General features: G+C 68.7%; 14 protein-coding genes and 1 tRNA gene. 9 read left to right on the forward strand and 6 right to left on the reverse strand.

The genetic code is table 11. The annotated features are described in order from the left end of the window. Positions 1-35 precede the first annotated feature (35 nt). Both metG and PVT71_RS09095 read right to left on the reverse strand, forming a co-directional pair. Positions 36-1,745: a methionine--tRNA ligase gene (gene metG, locus PVT71_RS09090; protein WP_353471468.1), complete on the reverse strand. Its 1,710-nt coding sequence runs from the start codon at positions 1,743-1,745 to the stop codon at positions 36-38. A 133-nt stretch (positions 1,746-1,878) separates the two neighbouring features. Further along, positions 1,879-3,102 carry an MFS transporter gene (locus PVT71_RS09095; RefSeq protein ID WP_353471469.1) on the reverse strand — a complete coding sequence of 408 codons (1,224 nt, stop codon included), beginning with the start codon at positions 3,100-3,102 and terminating at the stop codon, positions 1,879-1,881. A 245-nt stretch (positions 3,103-3,347) separates the two neighbouring features. Here PVT71_RS09095 and PVT71_RS09100 point away from each other — a divergent pair, with 245 nt between their 5' ends. Continuing rightward, the gene (locus PVT71_RS09100) at positions 3,348-4,388 is read left to right on the forward strand and encodes an aldo/keto reductase (RefSeq protein WP_353471470.1); all 1,041 of its coding nucleotides are present in this window, start codon (positions 3,348-3,350) and stop codon (positions 4,386-4,388) included. Positions 4,389-4,481: 93 nt separating this feature from the next. Then, positions 4,482-5,195, forward strand: a complete 714-nt coding sequence (gene trmB / locus PVT71_RS09105) for a tRNA (guanosine(46)-N7)-methyltransferase TrmB (RefSeq protein WP_353471471.1) — start codon at positions 4,482-4,484, stop codon at positions 5,193-5,195. 19 nt (positions 5,196-5,214) lie between these two features. Here trmB and PVT71_RS09110 read toward each other — a convergent pair whose 3' ends face one another. Next, complete coding sequence (locus PVT71_RS09110; RefSeq protein WP_353471472.1) at positions 5,215-5,958, reverse strand: GntR family transcriptional regulator; 744 nt, start codon at positions 5,956-5,958, stop codon at positions 5,215-5,217. Between the two features lie 111 nt (positions 5,959-6,069). Here PVT71_RS09110 and PVT71_RS09115 point away from each other — a divergent pair, with 111 nt between their 5' ends. The 7 genes from PVT71_RS09115 to PVT71_RS09145 all read left to right on the forward strand — a co-directional run bounded on the left by PVT71_RS09115 (position 6,070) and on the right by PVT71_RS09145 (position 14,268). Then, positions 6,070-6,840: a class II aldolase/adducin family protein gene (locus tag PVT71_RS09115; RefSeq protein WP_353471473.1), complete on the forward strand. Its 771-nt coding sequence runs from the start codon at positions 6,070-6,072 to the stop codon at positions 6,838-6,840. 76 nt (positions 6,841-6,916) lie between these two features. Further along, entirely contained in the window at positions 6,917-8,464 is a 1,548-nt protein-coding gene (locus PVT71_RS09120) for an ABC transporter substrate-binding protein (protein ID WP_353471474.1), read from the forward strand. An 87-nt stretch (positions 8,465-8,551) separates the two neighbouring features. After that, positions 8,552-9,529 (forward strand): ABC transporter permease, encoded by a 978-nt coding sequence (locus PVT71_RS09125; RefSeq protein WP_353471475.1) that lies wholly within the window; start codon positions 8,552-8,554, stop codon positions 9,527-9,529. Positions 9,530-9,565: 36 nt separating this feature from the next. After that, entirely contained in the window at positions 9,566-10,366 is an 801-nt protein-coding gene (locus tag PVT71_RS09130; RefSeq protein ID WP_353473859.1) for an ABC transporter permease, read from the forward strand. Then, the gene (locus PVT71_RS09135; RefSeq protein ID WP_353471476.1) at positions 10,363-11,973 is read left to right on the forward strand and encodes an ABC transporter ATP-binding protein; all 1,611 of its coding nucleotides are present in this window, start codon (positions 10,363-10,365) and stop codon (positions 11,971-11,973) included. Before PVT71_RS09130 ends, PVT71_RS09135 begins: the two co-directional genes overlap by 4 nt. After that, on the forward strand, positions 11,970-12,863 hold the full coding sequence (locus PVT71_RS09140) for a glyoxylate/hydroxypyruvate reductase A (protein ID WP_353471477.1): 894 nt from the start codon (positions 11,970-11,972) through the stop codon (positions 12,861-12,863). The genes PVT71_RS09135 and PVT71_RS09140 overlap by 4 nt, the downstream gene beginning before the upstream one ends. 16 nt (positions 12,864-12,879) lie before the next feature. Further along, entirely contained in the window at positions 12,880-14,268 is a 1,389-nt protein-coding gene (locus PVT71_RS09145) for an amidase family protein (protein ID WP_353471478.1), read from the forward strand. A gap of 58 nt (positions 14,269-14,326) precedes the next feature. On the opposite strand, the gene PVT71_RS09150 is transcribed toward PVT71_RS09145, so the two are convergent. From PVT71_RS09150 to PVT71_RS09160, 3 genes are all read right to left on the reverse strand, one after another. Beyond that, positions 14,327-15,196 carry a sterol desaturase family protein gene (locus PVT71_RS09150; protein WP_353471479.1) on the reverse strand — a complete coding sequence of 290 codons (870 nt, stop codon included), beginning with the start codon at positions 15,194-15,196 and terminating at the stop codon, positions 14,327-14,329. Positions 15,197-15,477: 281 nt separating this feature from the next. After that, positions 15,478-15,554: transfer RNA gene (locus PVT71_RS09155), tRNA-Met, on the reverse strand. Between the two features lie 92 nt (positions 15,555-15,646). Beyond that, positions 15,647-16,954: an ATPase gene (locus PVT71_RS09160; RefSeq protein ID WP_353471480.1), complete on the reverse strand. Its 1,308-nt coding sequence runs from the start codon at positions 16,952-16,954 to the stop codon at positions 15,647-15,649. Between the last annotated feature and the right edge of the window lie 166 nt (positions 16,955-17,120).

Raw genomic sequence — 17,120 nt, forward strand, 5'->3', positions numbered from 1 at the left:
TTCATCTTTCTTCAAATACTCCCGCCGGAGGCGGCTCAGCGCGTGCCGGCGAAGCGCTGCTGCCAGTCGGCGCGCTCCTCGTCGGTGATCTTGCGGAAGGTCACCTCGGGCACCTCGAAGACATGGCCGGCGGGCAGGGTCGAGAGCGCCGCATCGAGATCGCCCGGCCAGCCGTCGTCCTCGGTCTTCAGCGCGGCCAGCAGCTGCGCCGAGGCGTCGGGGATGAAGGGCGCGGAGATCACCGCGTAGAGCCGGATCATGTTGAGCGCGAGGCGCACCTGCATCGCCGCAGCCTCGGGGTCGGTCTTGAAGGTCGACCAGGGCGCGGCCTCCTGCAGGTATTCGTTGCCGAGCACCCAGGCGGCGCGCAGCGCACCGGCGGCCTTGCGCACCTCGTGCGCCTCCATCTGCGTCTCGTACTCGCGGATCTTCTCCGCGAGGTCGGCGATCAGCCTGGTCTCGAGCGGGCCCATGGCGCCGCCCTCGGGCACCACCTCGCCGAACTTCGAGCGGCAGAACTTGGTGACGCGCGAGGCGAAGTTGCCCAGCACGTCGGCGAGATCCTTGTTCACCGAGGCCTGGAAGTTCTCCCAGGTGAACTCGGAATCCGAGCTTTCCGGCGCGTGGCTCAGCAGCCACCAGCGCCAGTAGTCGGCGGGCAGGATTTCCAGCGCCTGGTCCATGAACACGCCGCGGCCGCGCGAGGTCGAGAACTGGCCACCGTCGTAGTTGAGGTAGTTGAACGACTTGATGTAGTCGACCAGCTTCCACGGCTCGCCCGAGCCGAGGATCGTCGCCGGGAACGACAGGGTGTGGAAGGGCACGTTGTCCTTGCCCATGAACTGGGTGTAGGTCACGTCCGCCGCGCCCTTGTCGGTGCGCCACCAGCGCTCCCAGTTGTCGCCCTTGCCGGCGTCGACCCATTCCTGGCTGCAGGCAATGTACTCGATCGGCGCGTCGAACCAGACGTAGAAGACCTTGCCCTCCATGCCCGTCCACTCTTCCTCGCCCTTCTTCACCGGGATGCCCCAGTCGAGATCGCGGGTGATGCCGCGGTCCTGAAGCCCGTCGCCGTCGTTCAGCCATTTCTTGGCGATCGAGGTGGTCAGCACCGGCCAATCGGTCTTGCTGTCGATCCAGGCCTCGAGCTCGTCCTTCATCGCCGACTGGCGCAGGTAAAGGTGCTTGGTCTCGCGCATCTCGAGGTCGGTCGCGCCCGAGATCACCGAGCGCGGGTTGATCAGGTCCACCGGGTCGAGCTGCTTGGTGCAATTGTCGCACTGGTCGCCGCGGGCATCCTCGAAGCCGCAGTTGGGGCAGGTGCCCTCGATGTAGCGGTCCGGCAGGTAGCGCCCGTCGGTGGGCGAGTACATCTGCGTCTCGGACACCTCGCGGATGAGGCCGCGCTCGGCCAGCACCCCGGCGAAATGCTGGGTCAGCTTGTGGTTCTGCGGGCTCGACGAGCGGCCGAAATGGTCGAAGCTGAGGCGGAAGCCCTCGGCGATCTTCGACTGCACCTCGTGCATCTCGGCGCAATACTCGGCGACCGGCTTGCCGGCCTTGGCGGCGGCGAGCTCGGCCGGCGTGCCGTGCTCGTCGGTGGCGCAGAGGAACAGCACCTCGTTGCCGCGGGCACGCTGGTAGCGGGCATAGAGGTCGGCCGGCAGCTGGCTGCCCACGAGGTTGCCGAGATGCTTGATCCCGTTGATGTAGGGGATCGCCGAGGTGATCAGATGACGTGCCATGTTCGTCCCGCGAATGATAGTGGAGTTGTCGCGCTCTTAGCGGATGTTGCGCGGGCTTGCCAGTGCGGCGGCGAGGGGGCCGTCTGCCCCCTCGCGCTCCCCCGAGGATATTTGAGACATGCGGAAGGAGGGGTCAGTCGCGCTCTTCGCGCTGGCGCGAGAGCAGCCGTCCGATGGTGAAGCTGGTGCGCGGCGCGTAGACGTAGGGCGTGCGCCGCGCCGCCGGGCGGGCGCGCATGCGGACAAGGCCGAAGACCACCAGCACCACGTGCCCCGCGCCGATCAGGGCAAAGAGCGAGGCGGGGCCGAAGGCGGCCATGAGCAGGGCCGCGCCGTAGGGCGCGGCGATCGCCCCCACCGCGTACCAGAACATCAGCGCCGCCGAGAGCTCGATGCGTTCCGAGCTGTCGGCGAAGTCATGGGCATGGGCGGCCGAGACCGAGTAGATCGGGTAGGTGACCACGCCGAAGAGCGCTGCCATGGCCATCACTCCGGCCGGTGACAGGCCGGTCATGGTGGCGGTGGCCACCGAGACGAGGATCGAGCCGATCGAGAGCCAGATCAGCACGGTGCGCCGGTCGAAGCGGTCGGCGAGCCAGCCGACGGGGTATTGCGCCGCCGCGCCGCCGGCGATGTAGGCGGCGAGGAAAAGGCCGATCTGGTCGGGCTGCAGCCCGACGCCGGCGCCGTAGATCGGGCCGACCATGCGGAAGCTCGCGCCCGAGAGCGCCGAGACGATCACCCCGGCCACCGCCAGCGGCGAGCGCGCGCCGGCAAGCCCCGGGCGCAGGCGCGGCGCGGCGGGGGTGGCGGGCTGGGCGCGGCGGGTGAGGGTGATCGGCAGCATGGCGGCGCAGCAGAGCAGCGCGAGGAGGTTGTAGCTGACGTAATGCGCCGGCTCGAGCACGCCGATCAGCATCTGCGCCACCAGCGCCGCGCCCATGTCGGCCATGCGGTAGGCGGCCATGGCGCGGCCGCGGGTCTCGTTGGTCACCTCGGCCTGCAGCCAGGCCTCGATCACCGTGTAGGCCCCGGCCACCGAGAGCCCCGTCGCCATTCGGAAGAGCGCCCAGGCCTCGGGGGTGGTGACCAGCGGGTGGGCGATGAGCCCGATCACCCCGGCCACGGTGAAGGCGGCATAGGCGCGGCTGTGGCCCACCGTTCCCATCAGGCGCGGCGCCCACCAGCAGCCCACGAAGAAGCCGATGAAATGCGCCGAGCCGAGGAAGCCGATCTCGGCGGTGGTGAAGTGGAGCGCGAACCCCGAGAGCGCATCCAGCGGGCCGACGCCGCCGGAGGAAAGCTGCTGCAGGATGACGGAGAGGAAGAGGGCGGCGAAGGAAAGTGGCAGGCGCATGGGACGGTTAGGGACATGTGGCCCGGGCGCTGTCGCGGCGATATGCGACAGCGGCGGGTCGTTTTTGGATCAACTGTGGAATCTGTGATCACATGGCCTGCGCCAGGGTTCGCGCCCGCGGCCCGCGCCGGGACCGCCTGCCGCTTGGGCGTCCGCGGCTGCCGCCGCGGCGCCGGGGTGCTTCGGGTCTTGGCATCCCGGCTGAGACCACTAGTGTCGCGCCGAGCGCTAACAGGAGATTCCCGATGAAGAAAAACCCGCTGGGCCGGACCGGCATGCAGGTCACCGAGCTCTGCCTCGGGACCATGACCTATGGCAACCAGACGCCGCCGGAGGATGCCTTTGCGCAGATCGAGCGCGCGCTCGACGCCGGCATCAACTTCATGGACACCGCCGAGATGTACCCGGTGAACCCGGTCCGCGCCGAGACCGTCGGCCGCACCGAGGAGATCCTCGGCGACTGGTTCGCCAGGACCGGCCGCCGCGGCGAGTGGATCCTCGCCAGCAAGCACACCGGCCCGTCGAAGCTCGTGCGTGACGAGGCGCCGATCAGCTCTGCGACCATTCCCGTCGCCGTCGAATCCTCGCTGAAGCGGCTGAAGACGGACTACATCGACCTCTACCAGTTCCACTGGCCGAACCGCGGCAGCTACGCCTTCCGCCAGAACTGGACCTTCGCGCCCTGGAAGCAGGACCGCGAGGAGACCCGGCAGCACATGGCCGACGCGCTCGGCGCGCTGCAGCGCGAGGTTGACCGCGGCACGATCCGCGCCTTCGGCCTGTCGAACGACAGCGCCTGGGGCACCGCCGAATGGCTGCGCATGGCGGCGGAGGTGGGCGGCCCGCGCGTCGCCTCGGTGCAGAACGAGTACTCGCTGCTCTACCGCATGGCCGACACCGACCTTGGCGAGCTGATGGTCAACGAGGACGTGGGCCTGCTGCCCTATTCGCCGCTCGGGGCGGGGCTGCTGACCGGCAAATACCAGGACGGTGCACTGCCCGAGGGCTCGCGCATGGCGATCAACGGCGATCTCGGCGGGCGCAAGTCCGAGCGGGTCTTCCCGGCGGTCGCGGCCTACCACGCGCTTGCCGCGGAGTTCGGGCTCGACCCGATCCACATGGCGCTGGCCTGGTCGGCGCGGCGGCCCTTCGTCGCCTCGTCGATCTTCGGCGCGACCACGATCGGCCAGCTCGAGCACCTGCTCGGCGCGGCGGAGGTGACGCTTTCGGACGAGCTGCTCGAGCGGATCGACGCCACCCACAAGCAGCACCCGTTCCCGTACTGAGGCACCTGCCTCCGGCTGCCACGCGGCCGGAGCCTTGCAAAAAGGGCGCGGAAGTGATTGCTCCGCGCCCGCTTCGCCGCTAAATCGCGGCGCATGACCAGCTCGAACAAGCATCCCGACGCCCCCTGGCGCAATTTCTACGGCCGCGTGAAGGGCAAGACCCTGCGCCCGAGCCAGGAGACCTACCTCGAAGAGGACCTGGCGAAGCTTTCGCCGGGCGCGGTCGACTGGGAGGTGAACCCCGAGCGCGAGAAGCTCGACATGCAGGCCATGTTCGGCGGCAAGCCGGTCTGGCTGGAGATCGGCTTCGGCGGCGGCGAGCACCTCGTGCACCAGGCGGCGACCCATCCGCACATGGGGATCATCGGCTGCGAGCCCTTCATCAACGGCGTAGCCATGCTGCTGGGCAAGATCCGGCAGGCTGGGGTCGAGAACCTTCGAGTCTACCCCGGCGATGCGCGCAACCTCTTCGACGTGCTGCCGGACGAGAGCCTCGACAAGGCCTTCCTGAACTACCCCGATCCCTGGCCCAAGACGCGCCACCACCGCCGCCGCTTCGTGACGCAGGAGCATCTCGAGCCGCTGGCGCGGGCGTTGAAGCCGGGCGCGGAATTCCGCGTCGCGACCGACATTCCCGACTACGTGCGCCAGACGCTCGAGGAAGTGCCGAAGGCCGGGTTCGAGTGGCTGGCCGAGGGGCCGGGCGACTGGCGCGAGCCCTGGGGCGACTGGATCTCGACCCGCTACGAGCAGAAGGCGCTGCGCGAGGGCCGCACGCCGCACTACCTGACCTTCCGCAAGCTCTGATCCGGCCCGGTGCCGCGGGTCAGTCCGCGGCGCGCGCGGCCTCCAGGTCGCGGAACTGCCGGGTGACCAGCTCCTGTGCCTCGCCGATGTGGTAGCGCAGCGCCGCCTCGGCGGCGTCGGCATCGCCGCGGCGGATGGCGTCGAGGATCGGCTCGTGGGTCTCGGCGATCTTGTGGGCGTCGTCGTAGAGCCGCCCGATCACCATGATGGAAAACTCGGTCTCGGCGGCGATCTGCTCGAAGACATGCAGGAACTTGGGGTTGCCGCTGCCGGCGCAGAGCAGCCGGTGGAACTGCATGTCAGCCTCGACCTGGGTGAGCATGTCGGCGTCCTGATCGGCGACGCGGTGCAGCTCGGCGATCTGCGCGGCGAGCTTCTCCACGGTCTCCGTCAGTCCCAGCCGGATCACCCGGCGCGCCGCGGCCACCTCGATCACCATGCGCAGCTCGTAGAGGTCGTTCAGCGCCTCGGCCGAGGTCTCGCGCACGAAGAAGCCGCGGTTGGCGTGGTAGGTCACCAAACCCGAGTTCTCGAGCAGCCGTGCCGCCTCGCGCACCGGAGCGCGGCTGAGGCCGAGCTCGCGCGCCACCACGGATTCCGAGAGCCGCGCGCCGGGGGCAAGCTGGCCGGTGACGATCGCCTTGGTGAGCAGCACGGCGACGCGCTGCACCAGCCCCTCGCGGTCGAGCGGCTGGAAACCGGGCTTTTGTGGAGATTTCGCCATGCCGTCATGCGCCTGAATTTTCTCCAGGATACGGGTCATTTTGACGATTGTCGACAATTCCCTTGACCGGGGCAGGGGGGCTGCCCTTACCATGGGGCAAGACAATGCACGGTGCTTGCCCCGGCGGCGAGCCAATCCGAGGAGAGCCAAATGCCCGACGGCGCGACCGCTTCCGCAGTCCAGAACCTCCGCCGCGACCTTGCCGCCGCCTACCGGCTGATCGCCCTCGAGGGGATGGATGACGGCATCTACACCCATATCTCGGCGCGCCTGCCCGATGGCCCCGGCGGCGAGAAGCGCTTCCTGTTGAACCCCTTCGGCCTGCGCTTCGACGAAGTGACCGCCGCCAATCTCGTGACGGTGGACGAGACCGGCGCGGTGATCGACGATCCCTACGGCGCCGGGGTCAATGCCGCGGGCTTCACCATCCATTCCGCCGTGCACATGGCGCGGCACGACGCGGCCTGCGTGCTGCACACCCACACCGTCGCGGGCGTTGCCGTCTCGTCGGTGAAGGAGGGGCTGCTCAGCCTCAACCAGTGGTCGGCGCAGTTCCACGGCCGCATCGCCTACCACGCCTACGAGGGCATCGCGCTCGACCTCGCCGAGCGCGAGCGCATCGTCGCCGACCTTGGTGATCGGCAGGTCATGCTGCTGCGCAACCACGGCACGCTGCTGCTCGGCCGCTCGGTGGCCGAGGCGGTGAAGCTGGCGCTGAACCTCGAGCGGTCGTGCAAGGCGCAGGTGGCGGCGCTCGGCATGGGGCTCACCGCCGACGTGCTGCCGGACGATGTCGCAGAGCACACCGCGCGCCAGTACCAGCACGCCTACGATTCCGTCGAGCTTCGCGGCAAGCCCGACCCCGAATGGGCCGCGCAGCTGCGCCGGCTCGAGCTGCATGCCCCGGGCTACCGGGGTTGAGCGCCAGCCCGCCCCGGGCGACTGCCGGGGCCTGACTTTCGAAGAAAAGCAGAAAAGCCAACCGACAGGGACCCCCATGACCAGACTCAGAGCGACCACCTTCCTGATCGCCGCCATGCTCGCCGCGCCGCTCGCCGCGCAGCAGTCCGGCGGCCGCCTCGACATCGTCGTGCAGCCCGAGCCCCCGGGGCTGATGATGGGCCTCGTGCAGAACGGCCCGACCCAGCTCGTGGCGGGCGACATCTACGAGAGCCTGCTGCGCTACAACGCCGATCTCGAGCCGCAGCCGAGCCTCGCGAAAAGCTGGGAGATCTCCGAGGACGGGCTCACCTACACCTTCCACCTGCAGGACGGGGTGAAATGGCACGACGGCGCGCCCTTCAGCGCCGATGACGTGGTCTTTTCCGCCGATGTCTTCCTGCGCGAGACCCACGCCCGCCTGCGCGCCTCGCTGGCCTATGTCGAGAGCATCACCGCGCCCGATCCGCAGACCGTGGTCTTCAAGCTGAAGGAGCCCTTCGGCCCGTTCATCAACGCCTTCGAGGCCGGCACCATGCCGATCGTGCCCAAGCACCTCTACGAAGGCACGGACTACGCCACCAACGAGATGAACGCGACGCCGATCGGCACGGGCCCCTTCAAGTTCGAGAAGTGGGAGAAGGGCAGCTACATCCACCTCGTGAAGAACGAGGACTATTACATCGAGGGCAAGCCCTACCTCGACGAGGTCTTCTACCGGGTGATCCCCGACGCCGCCGCCCGTGCCGTGGCCTTCGAGACCGGCGAGGTCGATGTGCTGCCCGGCGGCTCGGTCGAGAACTGGGACGTGCCGCGCCTGACCGAGATGGACGGCGTCTGTTCGACCGGCAAGGGCTGGGAATTCTTCGCGCCGCTGTCGTGGATGTGGATGAACAACCGGCAGGGTCCGACCGCCGACGTGCGTTTCCGCCAGGCGGTGATGTTCGCCATGGACCGCAACTTCGTGAAGGACGTGGTGTGGAACGGCTTCGGCAAGGTGGCGACCGGGCCGGTATCCTCCTCGACCAACTTCTACAGCGCCGACGTCCCGCAGTATGACTACAACCCCGACAAGGCCAAGGAACTGCTGGCCGAGATGGGCTACGGCGGCGAGACCGTGCGCATCCTGCCGCTGCCCTATGGCGAGACCTGGCAACGCTGGGCCGAGGCGGTGCGCCAGAACCTCTCGGAGGTCGGCATCAACGCCGAGATCGACAGCACCGACGTGGCGGGCTGGAACGAGAAGACCTCGCAGTGGGACTATGACCTCGCCTTCACCTACCTCTACCAGTACGGCGACCCGGCGCTCGGCGTGTCGCGCAATTACGTGGCGAGCCAGATCAGCAAGGGCAGCCCCTGGAACAACGTCGAGGGCTACGAGAACCCCGAGCTCGACGCCAAGTGGACCGCTGCCGCGGGCATGGTGACCCCCGAGGAGCGCGCCGCCGCCTATGCCGAGATCCAGAAGGAGATCGTCGGCGACGTGCCCGTTGCATGGCTGCAGGAGCTCGAGTTCCCGACCATCTACCGCTGCGGCGTGCAGGATCTGGTGACCACGGCCATCGGCATCAACGACGGCCTGCGCGACGCCTGGGTCGAGGAGTAAGCCGAAGCCACGGGGCGGGCCGGTCATGGCCCGCCCCTCAGCCGTCCTCCGGCGGAGGGCAGGAACCAACCGGACGACCGGGGGCCAATGACCATACTCACCGCTATCCTGTCTCGGGCGTTCAAGGCGTTCCTGACACTCCTGGCCATCGCGGTCCTCAACTTCTGCCTGCTGCACGCGGCGCCGGGTGACCCGGCGGTGGTGCTGGCGGGCGAGGCGGGGGCCGCCGACGCGCAGATGATCGAGCAGTTGCGCGAACGCTTCGGCCTCGACCAGCCCTTCCACGTGCAGCTTGGCAAATACGTCGGCAGCGTGCTGACGCTGGACCTCGGCTATTCCTTCCGGCAGGGCGCGCCCGTGGCGCAGCTGATCGCCGAGCGCTTGCCCGCGACGCTGCTGCTGACGCTGACCGCCTTCGTCATCTCGCTGGTGCTGGGCATCGCCTTCGGCGTCGCCGCCTCGGCGCGGGTGGGCAAGCCATCGGACAGCTTGCTGACCACGCTGGCGCTGCTCTTCTACGCGACGCCCCTCTACTGGGCGGCGCTGATGGCGGTGCTGGTCTTCTCGGTCTGGCTCGGCTGGCTGCCCGGCTTCGGCTACGAGACGGTGGGCGCGGGCTACACCGGGCTGGCGCGCGTCCTCGACATCGCCAAGCACCTCGTGCTGCCGGCGCTGACGCTCGGGCTCTTCTTCATGGCGGTCTACATGCGGATGACCCGCGCTTCCATGCTTGAGGTCAGCCAGCTCGATTTCGTCAAGACCGCCAAGGCCAAGGGCCTCTCGGGTCCGGCCATCCGCCGCCGCCACATCCTGCGCAACGCGATCCTGCCGGTGGTGACGCTGGCGGGCCTGCAGGCGGGGCAGCTGGTCGGCGGCGCGGTGCTGACCGAGACCGTCTTCGCCTGGCCCGGCATCGGGCGGCTGATGTTCGAGAGCCTTGCCGCGCGCGACTACAACACCATCCTCGGCGTGTTCCTCGTCTCGGCGGCGATGGTGATCCTCTTCAACATCGTGACCGACATCGTCTACCGGCTGGTCGATCCGCGCATCGGGGCGAGGGCGTAACGCATGTGGAAACGCTTCTCTTCCAACATCGGGGCGATGATCGGCGTGGCGCTGCTGCTGGCGGTGATCCTCATTGCCCTCTTCGCGCCTATGCTCTTCGCGCACAGCCCGTGGCAGATGGTGCAGCGGCCGTTCCTCGCGCCCTTCACTATGGACGGGCTGCCGCTCGGCACCGACACGCTGGGCCGTGACGTCGCCTCGCAGCTGGCCTACGGCGCGCGGGTGTCGCTGCTGGTCGGCCTCGTCTCGACGCTGGTCGCGCTGCTGATCGGCGTGCCGCTCGGCGCGCTCGCGGGCTTCTACGGCAACTGGGTGGACGAAGGTGCCATGCGCTTCACCGAGTTCTTCCAGACCATCCCCAACTTCGCGCTCGCCATCGTGCTCGTTGCGATCTTCGAGCCCACTTTGGTCTCGATCACCATCGCCATCGCCATCGTCTCCTGGCCACCGGTGGCGCGGCTGGTACGGGCCGAGGTCATGTCGGTGCGCAAGCGCGAGTTCGTCGACGCCGCGCGCCTCGCGGGCCTGTCGCGCCCGCGCATCCTGCTGACGCAGGTGCTGCCCAACACCGTCTCGCCGATCATCGTCATGGCCTCGCTGATGGTGGCCACCGCGATCCTTTTGGAAAGCTCGCTGTCCTTCCTCGGGCTCGGCGATCCCAACGCGATGAGCTGGGGCTACATGATCGGGGCTGCGCGCACGGTGATCCGCAGCGCCTGGTGGCTCAGCTTCTTCCCGGGCATCGCCATCGTGATCACGGTGCTGGCGCTGAACCTCATCGGCGAGGGGCTGAACGACGCCCTCAACCCGCATCTCAGCCGGAGGGGCAAGGCATGAGCGCGCTGACGATCGACCACCTCAGCATTGCCCTGCCGAAGGGGGCCGACCGGGACTTCGCCGTCGAGGACATCTCCTTCGCCATCGAGAAGGGCGAGATCCTCTGCGTCGTGGGAGAGAGCGGCTCGGGCAAGTCGATGACCGCCAACGCACTGATGGGGCTGCTGCCGCCCGGCGTGACGGTGCAGTCCGGCCGCGCCATGTTCGAGGCGCGCGACATCCTGCGCCTGCCCGAGCCCGAGAAGCAGGCGCTGCGCGGCGCGCGCATCGCGATGATCTTCCAGGAGCCGATGACCGCGCTCAACCCGCTGATGCGCATCGGCGAGCAGATCGCCGAGGTCTTCGCCGCGCATGACCGGTTCAGCCAGCAGGAGCGGCGCGACAAGGCGCTGACCCTCGTGCGCGAGGTCGGCCTGCCGGACCCCGAGAAGATCATCCGCGCCTATCCGTTCCAGCTTTCGGGCGGGCAGCGGCAACGTGCGATGATCGCCATGGCGCTGGCGCTCGAGCCGAAGCTGCTGATCGCCGACGAGCCCACCACGGCGCTCGACGTGACGACGCAGGCGCAGATCCTCAAGCTGATCCTCGATCTGCGCGACAAGCGCGGCATGGCGGTGATGTTCATCACTCACGATTTCGGCGTGGTGGCCGAGATCGCCGACCAGGTGATCGTCATGCGCGAGGGCAGGGTGGTCGAGCGTGGCAGCGCCGCGTCGGTCCTGACCGACCCGCAGCACGACTACACCCGCCGCCTGCTGGATGCGATCCCCACCGGCAAGCTGCCGCCCGCCCGCGCCCCGCGCGAGGTGCCGGCGCTCGAGATCAAGGGGCTGCGCAAGGTCTACCGCACCGGCGGCGGCTTCTTCCGCCCGGTGCGCGAGGTGCGCGCGGTGGACGACGTCTCGCTCAGTGTCGGGCGCGGCGAGGTGCTGGGGCTGGTTGGCGAAAGCGGCTCGGGCAAGTCGACGCTCGGTCGCACCGCCGTGCGGCTGGTCACCCCGGACGGCGGGCAGGTGCTGGTCGGCGGAACCGATCTGGCGGCGCTATCCGAGGAGGAACTGAGAAAGCAGCGCCACAAGGTGCAGATGATCTTCCAGGACCCCTATGCCTCGCTCAACCCGCGCCAGCGGATCATCGGCGCGCTCACCGACGGGCCGATCACCAAGGGCGTGCCGAAGGCCGAGGCGCAGGCCCGCGCGAAGGAGCTGCTGGAGATCGTCGGCCTTGGCGCCGATGCCGCGAGCCGTTTCCCGCATGAATTCTCGGGCGGCCAGCGCCAGCGCATCGGAATCGCCCGGGCGCTCGCCATGGACCCAGAGCTGATCATCGCCGACGAGGCGGTCTCGGCGCTCGACGTGTCGATCCAGGCGCAGGTGCTGGACCTTCTGCGCGATCTGCGCGAGCGTTTCGAGCTGTCGATCCTCTTCATCACCCATGACCTGCGGGTGGCGGCGCAGCTCTGCGACAGGATCGCCGTGATGCAGAAGGGCAGGCTGGTGGAGATCGGAACCGTGCACGACATTTTCCTCAGGCCGCGCGAGGAGTACACGCGCCAGCTCTTGGCCGCCGTGCCGGGCGCCGACTGGGCGAAGGCGGGCGCCGCGTGAAGGGGGTCATCTCGACGACCGGCAGCATCGACCTCTGGTCGCTCTATCGCGATGTCTTTGCCGCGCATGCGCCGGGACTGACCGTGCTGCGGCGCGAGGACGTGGGCGACAGGGCCGAGGTGGACTTCGTCTTCACCTTCATCCCGCCGCCTGACCTCTTCGAGGGGATGACGGGCCTCAAGGCGATCTTCTCGGCGGGCGCCGGGACCGATGCGATCATGGCCTGCCCGTCGCTCCCCGCGCATGTGCCGGTCTTCCGGGTCGAGGATGCGGACCAGGCGCTGCAGATGGCGGGCTTCGCCGCCTTCCACGTGCACTGGCACCACCGCGACATGGGCCGCTACATCGCCCAGCAGGGCCGGGGCGAATGGGCGCGCACGGTGACCGGGCTCTCGCCGCTCTACCGCCGTGTCGGCGTGCTCGGCTTCGGCCACATGGGGCGGGCGATCGCCCGAGGGCTCATGGGGCTCGGCTACCCGGTTGCGGGCTATTCGCGTCGCGCGCCCGAGCCGCCCGAGCCCGGCGTGCGGCATTTCCACGGCGACGGGCTCGGGGCCTTCCTCGCCGAGACCGACATCCTGATAAACGTGCTGCCGCTGACCGAGGCCACGCGCGGGCTGATCGACGCCGCCTTCCTCGCCAAGCTGCCGCAGGGCGCGGCGCTGGTGCAGATGGGGCGCGGCGGGCAGGTGGTCGAGGACGATCTTGTCGCGATGCTGGACAGCGGGCATCTTTCAGGTGCCTCGATGGACGTCTTCGAGACCGAGCCGCTGCCCGCCGCCCACCCGCTCTGGTCGCATCCCCGCGTGCTCGTCACCCCGCACATCGCCTCGATCCCCGAGCCGCGCTTCGTCGTCGAGGCGATCCGCGACCGGCTGTCCTCTCTCTGATCCCGGACCCCGCATCATGACTGATCCCAACGATCTTTCCGCCCGCGAGCTTGCCGCCCGCGTCCGCAGCGGCGCGCTGAAGGCGGCCGGGGTGACGCGCGCGACGCTCGACCGCGTGGCGCGGCTGAACCCGGCGATCAATGCCATCGTGCAGGACACCGGCGAGGAGGCGATGCGCGACGCCGAGGCGCTCGATGCCCGCATCGCGGCGGGCGGGGACGGCGGCGCGATGGCGGGCGTGCCGGTGACGGTCAAGGTGATCGCCGATCAGAAGGGCTATGCCACCACCAACGGCACCACGCTGGCCAAGGACCTCATCGCCTCCGAGGACAGCCCCTTCCTGCGCAACATGCGCGCGCAGGGGGCCATCGTCGTCGGGAGGACCAACTGCCCCGCCTTCTCCTACCGCTGGTTCAGCTCCAACAAGCTGCACGGCACGACAAGCAACCCGCACAACCCCGCGCTGACCCCCGGCGGTTCCTCGGGCGGGGCAGGGGCGGCGACGGCGGCGGGACTTGGGCACATCGCCCATGGCACCGACATCGCCGGTTCGATCCGTTACCCGGCCTATGCCTGCGGCGTGCAGGGCCTGCGCCCGACGCCGGGCCGGGTGCCGGCCTTCAACCACTCCGGCCCCGACCGCGCGATCGGGCCGCAGCTGATGGCCGTGGCCGGGCCGCTGGCGCGACGGGTCGACGACCTGCGGCTGGGGCTCGAGGGCATGGCGGGCTATGCCCATGACGATCCCTGGAGCGCCCCGGTGCCGCTGACCGGCCCTGCCGTCCCGCGCCGCGTCGCGCTGGTGCGGCGCCCCGGTGGTATCGATACCAACCCGCGCATCCTCGCCGATCTCGACTGCGCCGCCGCGATCCTGCGCAAGGCCGGCTGGGAGGTCGAGGAGCCCGAGCAGGTGCCCGACCTCCGCGAGCCGGTGGAGCTGCAGATCGACCTCTGGCTCTCGGACGGGCACGCGGCCAAGATGGCCACGGCGCAGCTCGAGGGCGATCCCGGCGCGCTGGCGCTGCTCTCCTTCTACGAGGAGCGGGCCAAGGGCATCGACCTTGCGAGATTCAGCGACCTCTTCGTCCGCCGCGCGCGGCTGATCCGGGCATGGCGGGCTTTCCTCGTCGACTACCCGCTGGTGCTGATGCCGGTCTCGGCCGAGCTGCCCTTCGCGCAGGACGACGACCTGAACGGCCCCGAGGCGCTGGCCCGCATCTGGGAGGCGCAGGTGCCGCAGATCGGCATCCCGCTGCTGGGGCTTCCGGCGCTCTCGGTCTGTTCGGGGGTCGAGGCGGGCGTGCCCTGCGGCGTGCAACTGGTCGCGCCACCGTGGCGCGAGGACCTCTGCCTCGCGGCGGGCGAGGTGCTGGAACAGGGCTTCGGCCTGCATCCGCCGTACTGACAGGCGGGGCCACGCAGATCGTGAAGGGCGCGCCCGCCGATTTGCCGGCGCGTGAGGCTCAGGCGTCGGGCGCCTCCTTGCGGAATGCCGAAAGGCGCTGGCGAAGGCGCTGGCGAAGGAACCCGTAGGAGCCCGGCCGCAGCGGGTGCACCAACTGCCCGACGAGCCCCGGCTCCATGCGGTCCGACACGCCGAGCGGGATGTCGCAGCGGCCGGGAACCCGGAACGTGCCGAAGACCCCGTCGAAGAGCGAGAACACCGTCGCGTAATTGGTGTTGTAGGCCGCCGGATCGTTGGCGTGGTGCCAGCGGTGCATGGCGGGCGAGACGACCACCCTGCCGAGCGGACCATAGGTCCAGGGCAGGTCGGCATGGATGAACGCGCCGTAGAAGTGACGCACGAAGGAGTTCACCAGCAGCGCGTAGGGCGGCAGCCCGAAAAACAGCAGGAAGGTGAAATCGACCAGCGTCGTCGAGAGCCGGTTGATCGGGTGGAACCTGAAGATCGCGAGCCAGGTCATCTCGGTGTCGCTGTGGTGAACCGCGTGCGACGGCCAGAACAGCGGCAGGTGCTCGAGGCGGTGGCGCCAGTAGCCGATGAAATCCCCGAGGAAGACCGCGACGAACCCGACGAGCACCGGCGGCAGGCCGTCCCAGGCTCCGGGCGGAACGAGCGTCAGGTCGTACTCCCTGAAGAGGGCGCCGACGCTCAGCGCCATGGCGGTCAGGATCGGCGCGACCAGAATCGCGTCGACGACATGGATCAGCAGGTTCGTGCGGGTTTCGGGCAGCGCCCTGCGGAGGTCGGTGAAGAGCGTCCGGCGTTTCACCGCGACGCCCAGCAGGGCGAAGAACGGCAACGGCAGGAGAATGGCCCGGGCCGCGCTCTGAAGCGACGGCAGGACGTTTTCAATCAGGAACGAAATCACACCATACCTCCGCAACCGGCCACGCAGACCCCTGACATTTCAGGATGATACCGCTGCACGGGTCCGGGGCCCAAGAAAATATTCGGCTGTCCCTTCGCGTGGGTGTCATTTGCGGATGGGTGAGATGGAAGGCGCACAGGTGCCGCCGTGCCTGCGGGACGATTTCGCGCAGCGCGCTCGGGCGTCAAGGGCAAGGCTCGGAGCCGTACCTGCGCTGGCGGCAGGTTCGCAAGGCCACCGGCTGGACGGGTATCGCGTTCGTTCCGATGTGGGGGGACTTCTGGTAGCGGAGGAGGGACTTGAACCCCCGACACGCGGATTATGATTCCGCTGCTCTAACCAACTGAGCTACTCCGCCAAGAAGTGAGCGCTGAATATGGTTATGGGCGGGGAGGGTCAAGCGGAAAAATCACCTGCCGTGGCGGAAATTTCGCACCCCCTCCCGCGGCCTCATTTGACGATGGTCTCGTCACGCACGAAGAGGTTCGCCCAGGCCCGGTCGACCAGTTCGGGGGTCATCTTGTGCGGCCAGCCCTCGAAGTCGCAGATCGCCTTCATCTGGTCGATCAGGAACACCGGCTGGTAGTTCGCGTAGACGTTGCCGACGGTCGGGTACTTGCTCTTCAGCAGGTGCACGAGCGAGGCCTCGTCGAGCACCATCTGCTTCTTGCGCGCGACCATGGCGAAGATCTTCAGGAAGTCCTGCTGGTTCGGCCCGTCGATCTTGATCTTGAAGAAGATCCGGCGCAGCGCCGCCTTGTCGAAGATCTCGTTGGGGTGGAAGTTGGTCGAGAAGATCACCAGCGTGTCGAAGGGCACCTCGAACTTCTCGCCCGACTGCAGGGCGAGGATGTCCTTGTTCTCCTCGAGCGGCACGATCCAGCGGTTGACCAGCTTCTGCGGCGGCTCGGCCTGGCGGCCGAGGTCGTCGACGATGAAGAGCCCGCCGGTGGATTTCAGCTGCAGCGGCGCCTGGTAGGTGCGCGCGGTGGGGTTGTAGACCAGATCGAGCATGTCGAGCGACAGCTCGCCCCCGGTGATCACTGTGGGCCGGTCGCAGAGCACGTAGCGCGAGTCGAAGCGGGTGGTGCGGCGCAGGCGGGTGGGATCCTCGACCTCGGCCTCGGCGGCGCTGTGCACGATCGGGTCGTAGACGGTGATCACCTGCCCGGAATACTCGATGGCGCGGGGCACGTAGATCTTGTCGCCCAGGGCCTCGCGGATGCCGTTGGAGATCGACGACTTGCCGTTGCCGGGCGGTCCGTACATCAGGATCGAGCGCCCGGCGCTGACCGCAGGTCCGAGGTGCGAGAGCAGCTCGTTCGGCAGCACGAGATGGCCCATGGCCCCGGTCAGCGCCTCGCGGGTGACCTGGATGTTGCGGATCGACTGGCGCTTCACCTGCTCGCGGTAGATCGGCAGCGGCACCGGCATGGGGCCGAAATACTCGGACTGCGACAGCGCATCCAGCGCGCGCGCCTTGCCGCTGTCGGTCAGCTGGTAGCGCATCTCGCTGTTGAGCTCGTCGCTGCGCGTGCCCATGGCCTCGATCAGCCCCTGCGAGCGGGTGTAGTCGACGATCTCCTGCGTGATGCCGATCGGCAGGCAGATGGCCTGGGCAAGCTGGGTGACGCGGTTGGTGTTCTTGCGGAACAGCGTCTTGAGCACGATGTCGCGCATCATGGTGCGCGGCAGCGCCATGTCTTCCAGCCGCTTCGGGGCAGGGGGGGCGATCACCCCGGTGCTCTGCATGTTCATCAATGCTCTGCCTTTTCTCTGGCGCATCCCGGCTGCGGGCCGGGGCGCGCGGGTGGCGCCAGTCCTGCCGTCCGGGCCGGGTTGTTGCCGTGCAGGAAACTCCAGCATTGTGGCAAGAGCTTGTCTCGGCGCGGGAATTGCCATGGCGGGTTGCGCGAAAGCCGCG

Origin of the sequence: Salipiger sp. H15 (genome assembly GCF_040409955.1) — a bacterium.
GTDB lineage: Bacteria > Pseudomonadota > Alphaproteobacteria > Rhodobacterales > Rhodobacteraceae > Salipiger.

What these genes read in the sequence shown, in the direction of transcription:
- metG (WP_353471468.1), bottom strand. Translation starts at nt 1,745, where the DNA reads ATGGCACGTCATCTGATCACCTCGGCGATCCCCTACATCAACGGGATC.
- PVT71_RS09095 (WP_353471469.1), bottom strand. Translation starts at nt 3,102, where the DNA reads ATGCGCCTGCCACTTTCCTTCGCCGCCCTCTTCCTCTCCGTCATCCTG.
- PVT71_RS09100 (WP_353471470.1), top strand. Translation starts at nt 3,348, where the DNA reads ATGAAGAAAAACCCGCTGGGCCGGACCGGCATGCAGGTCACCGAGCTC.
- trmB (WP_353471471.1), top strand. Translation starts at nt 4,482, where the DNA reads ATGACCAGCTCGAACAAGCATCCCGACGCCCCCTGGCGCAATTTCTAC.
- PVT71_RS09110 (WP_353471472.1), bottom strand. Translation starts at nt 5,958, where the DNA reads ATGACCCGTATCCTGGAGAAAATTCAGGCGCATGACGGCATGGCGAAA.
- PVT71_RS09115 (WP_353471473.1), top strand. Translation starts at nt 6,070, where the DNA reads ATGCCCGACGGCGCGACCGCTTCCGCAGTCCAGAACCTCCGCCGCGAC.
- PVT71_RS09120 (WP_353471474.1), top strand. Translation starts at nt 6,917, where the DNA reads ATGACCAGACTCAGAGCGACCACCTTCCTGATCGCCGCCATGCTCGCC.
- PVT71_RS09125 (WP_353471475.1), top strand. Translation starts at nt 8,552, where the DNA reads ATGACCATACTCACCGCTATCCTGTCTCGGGCGTTCAAGGCGTTCCTG.
- PVT71_RS09130 (WP_353473859.1), top strand. Translation starts at nt 9,566, where the DNA reads ATGATCGGCGTGGCGCTGCTGCTGGCGGTGATCCTCATTGCCCTCTTC.
- PVT71_RS09135 (WP_353471476.1), top strand. Translation starts at nt 10,363, where the DNA reads ATGAGCGCGCTGACGATCGACCACCTCAGCATTGCCCTGCCGAAGGGG.
- PVT71_RS09145 (WP_353471478.1), top strand. Translation starts at nt 12,880, where the DNA reads ATGACTGATCCCAACGATCTTTCCGCCCGCGAGCTTGCCGCCCGCGTC.
- PVT71_RS09160 (WP_353471480.1), bottom strand. Translation starts at nt 16,954, where the DNA reads ATGAACATGCAGAGCACCGGGGTGATCGCCCCCCCTGCCCCGAAGCGG.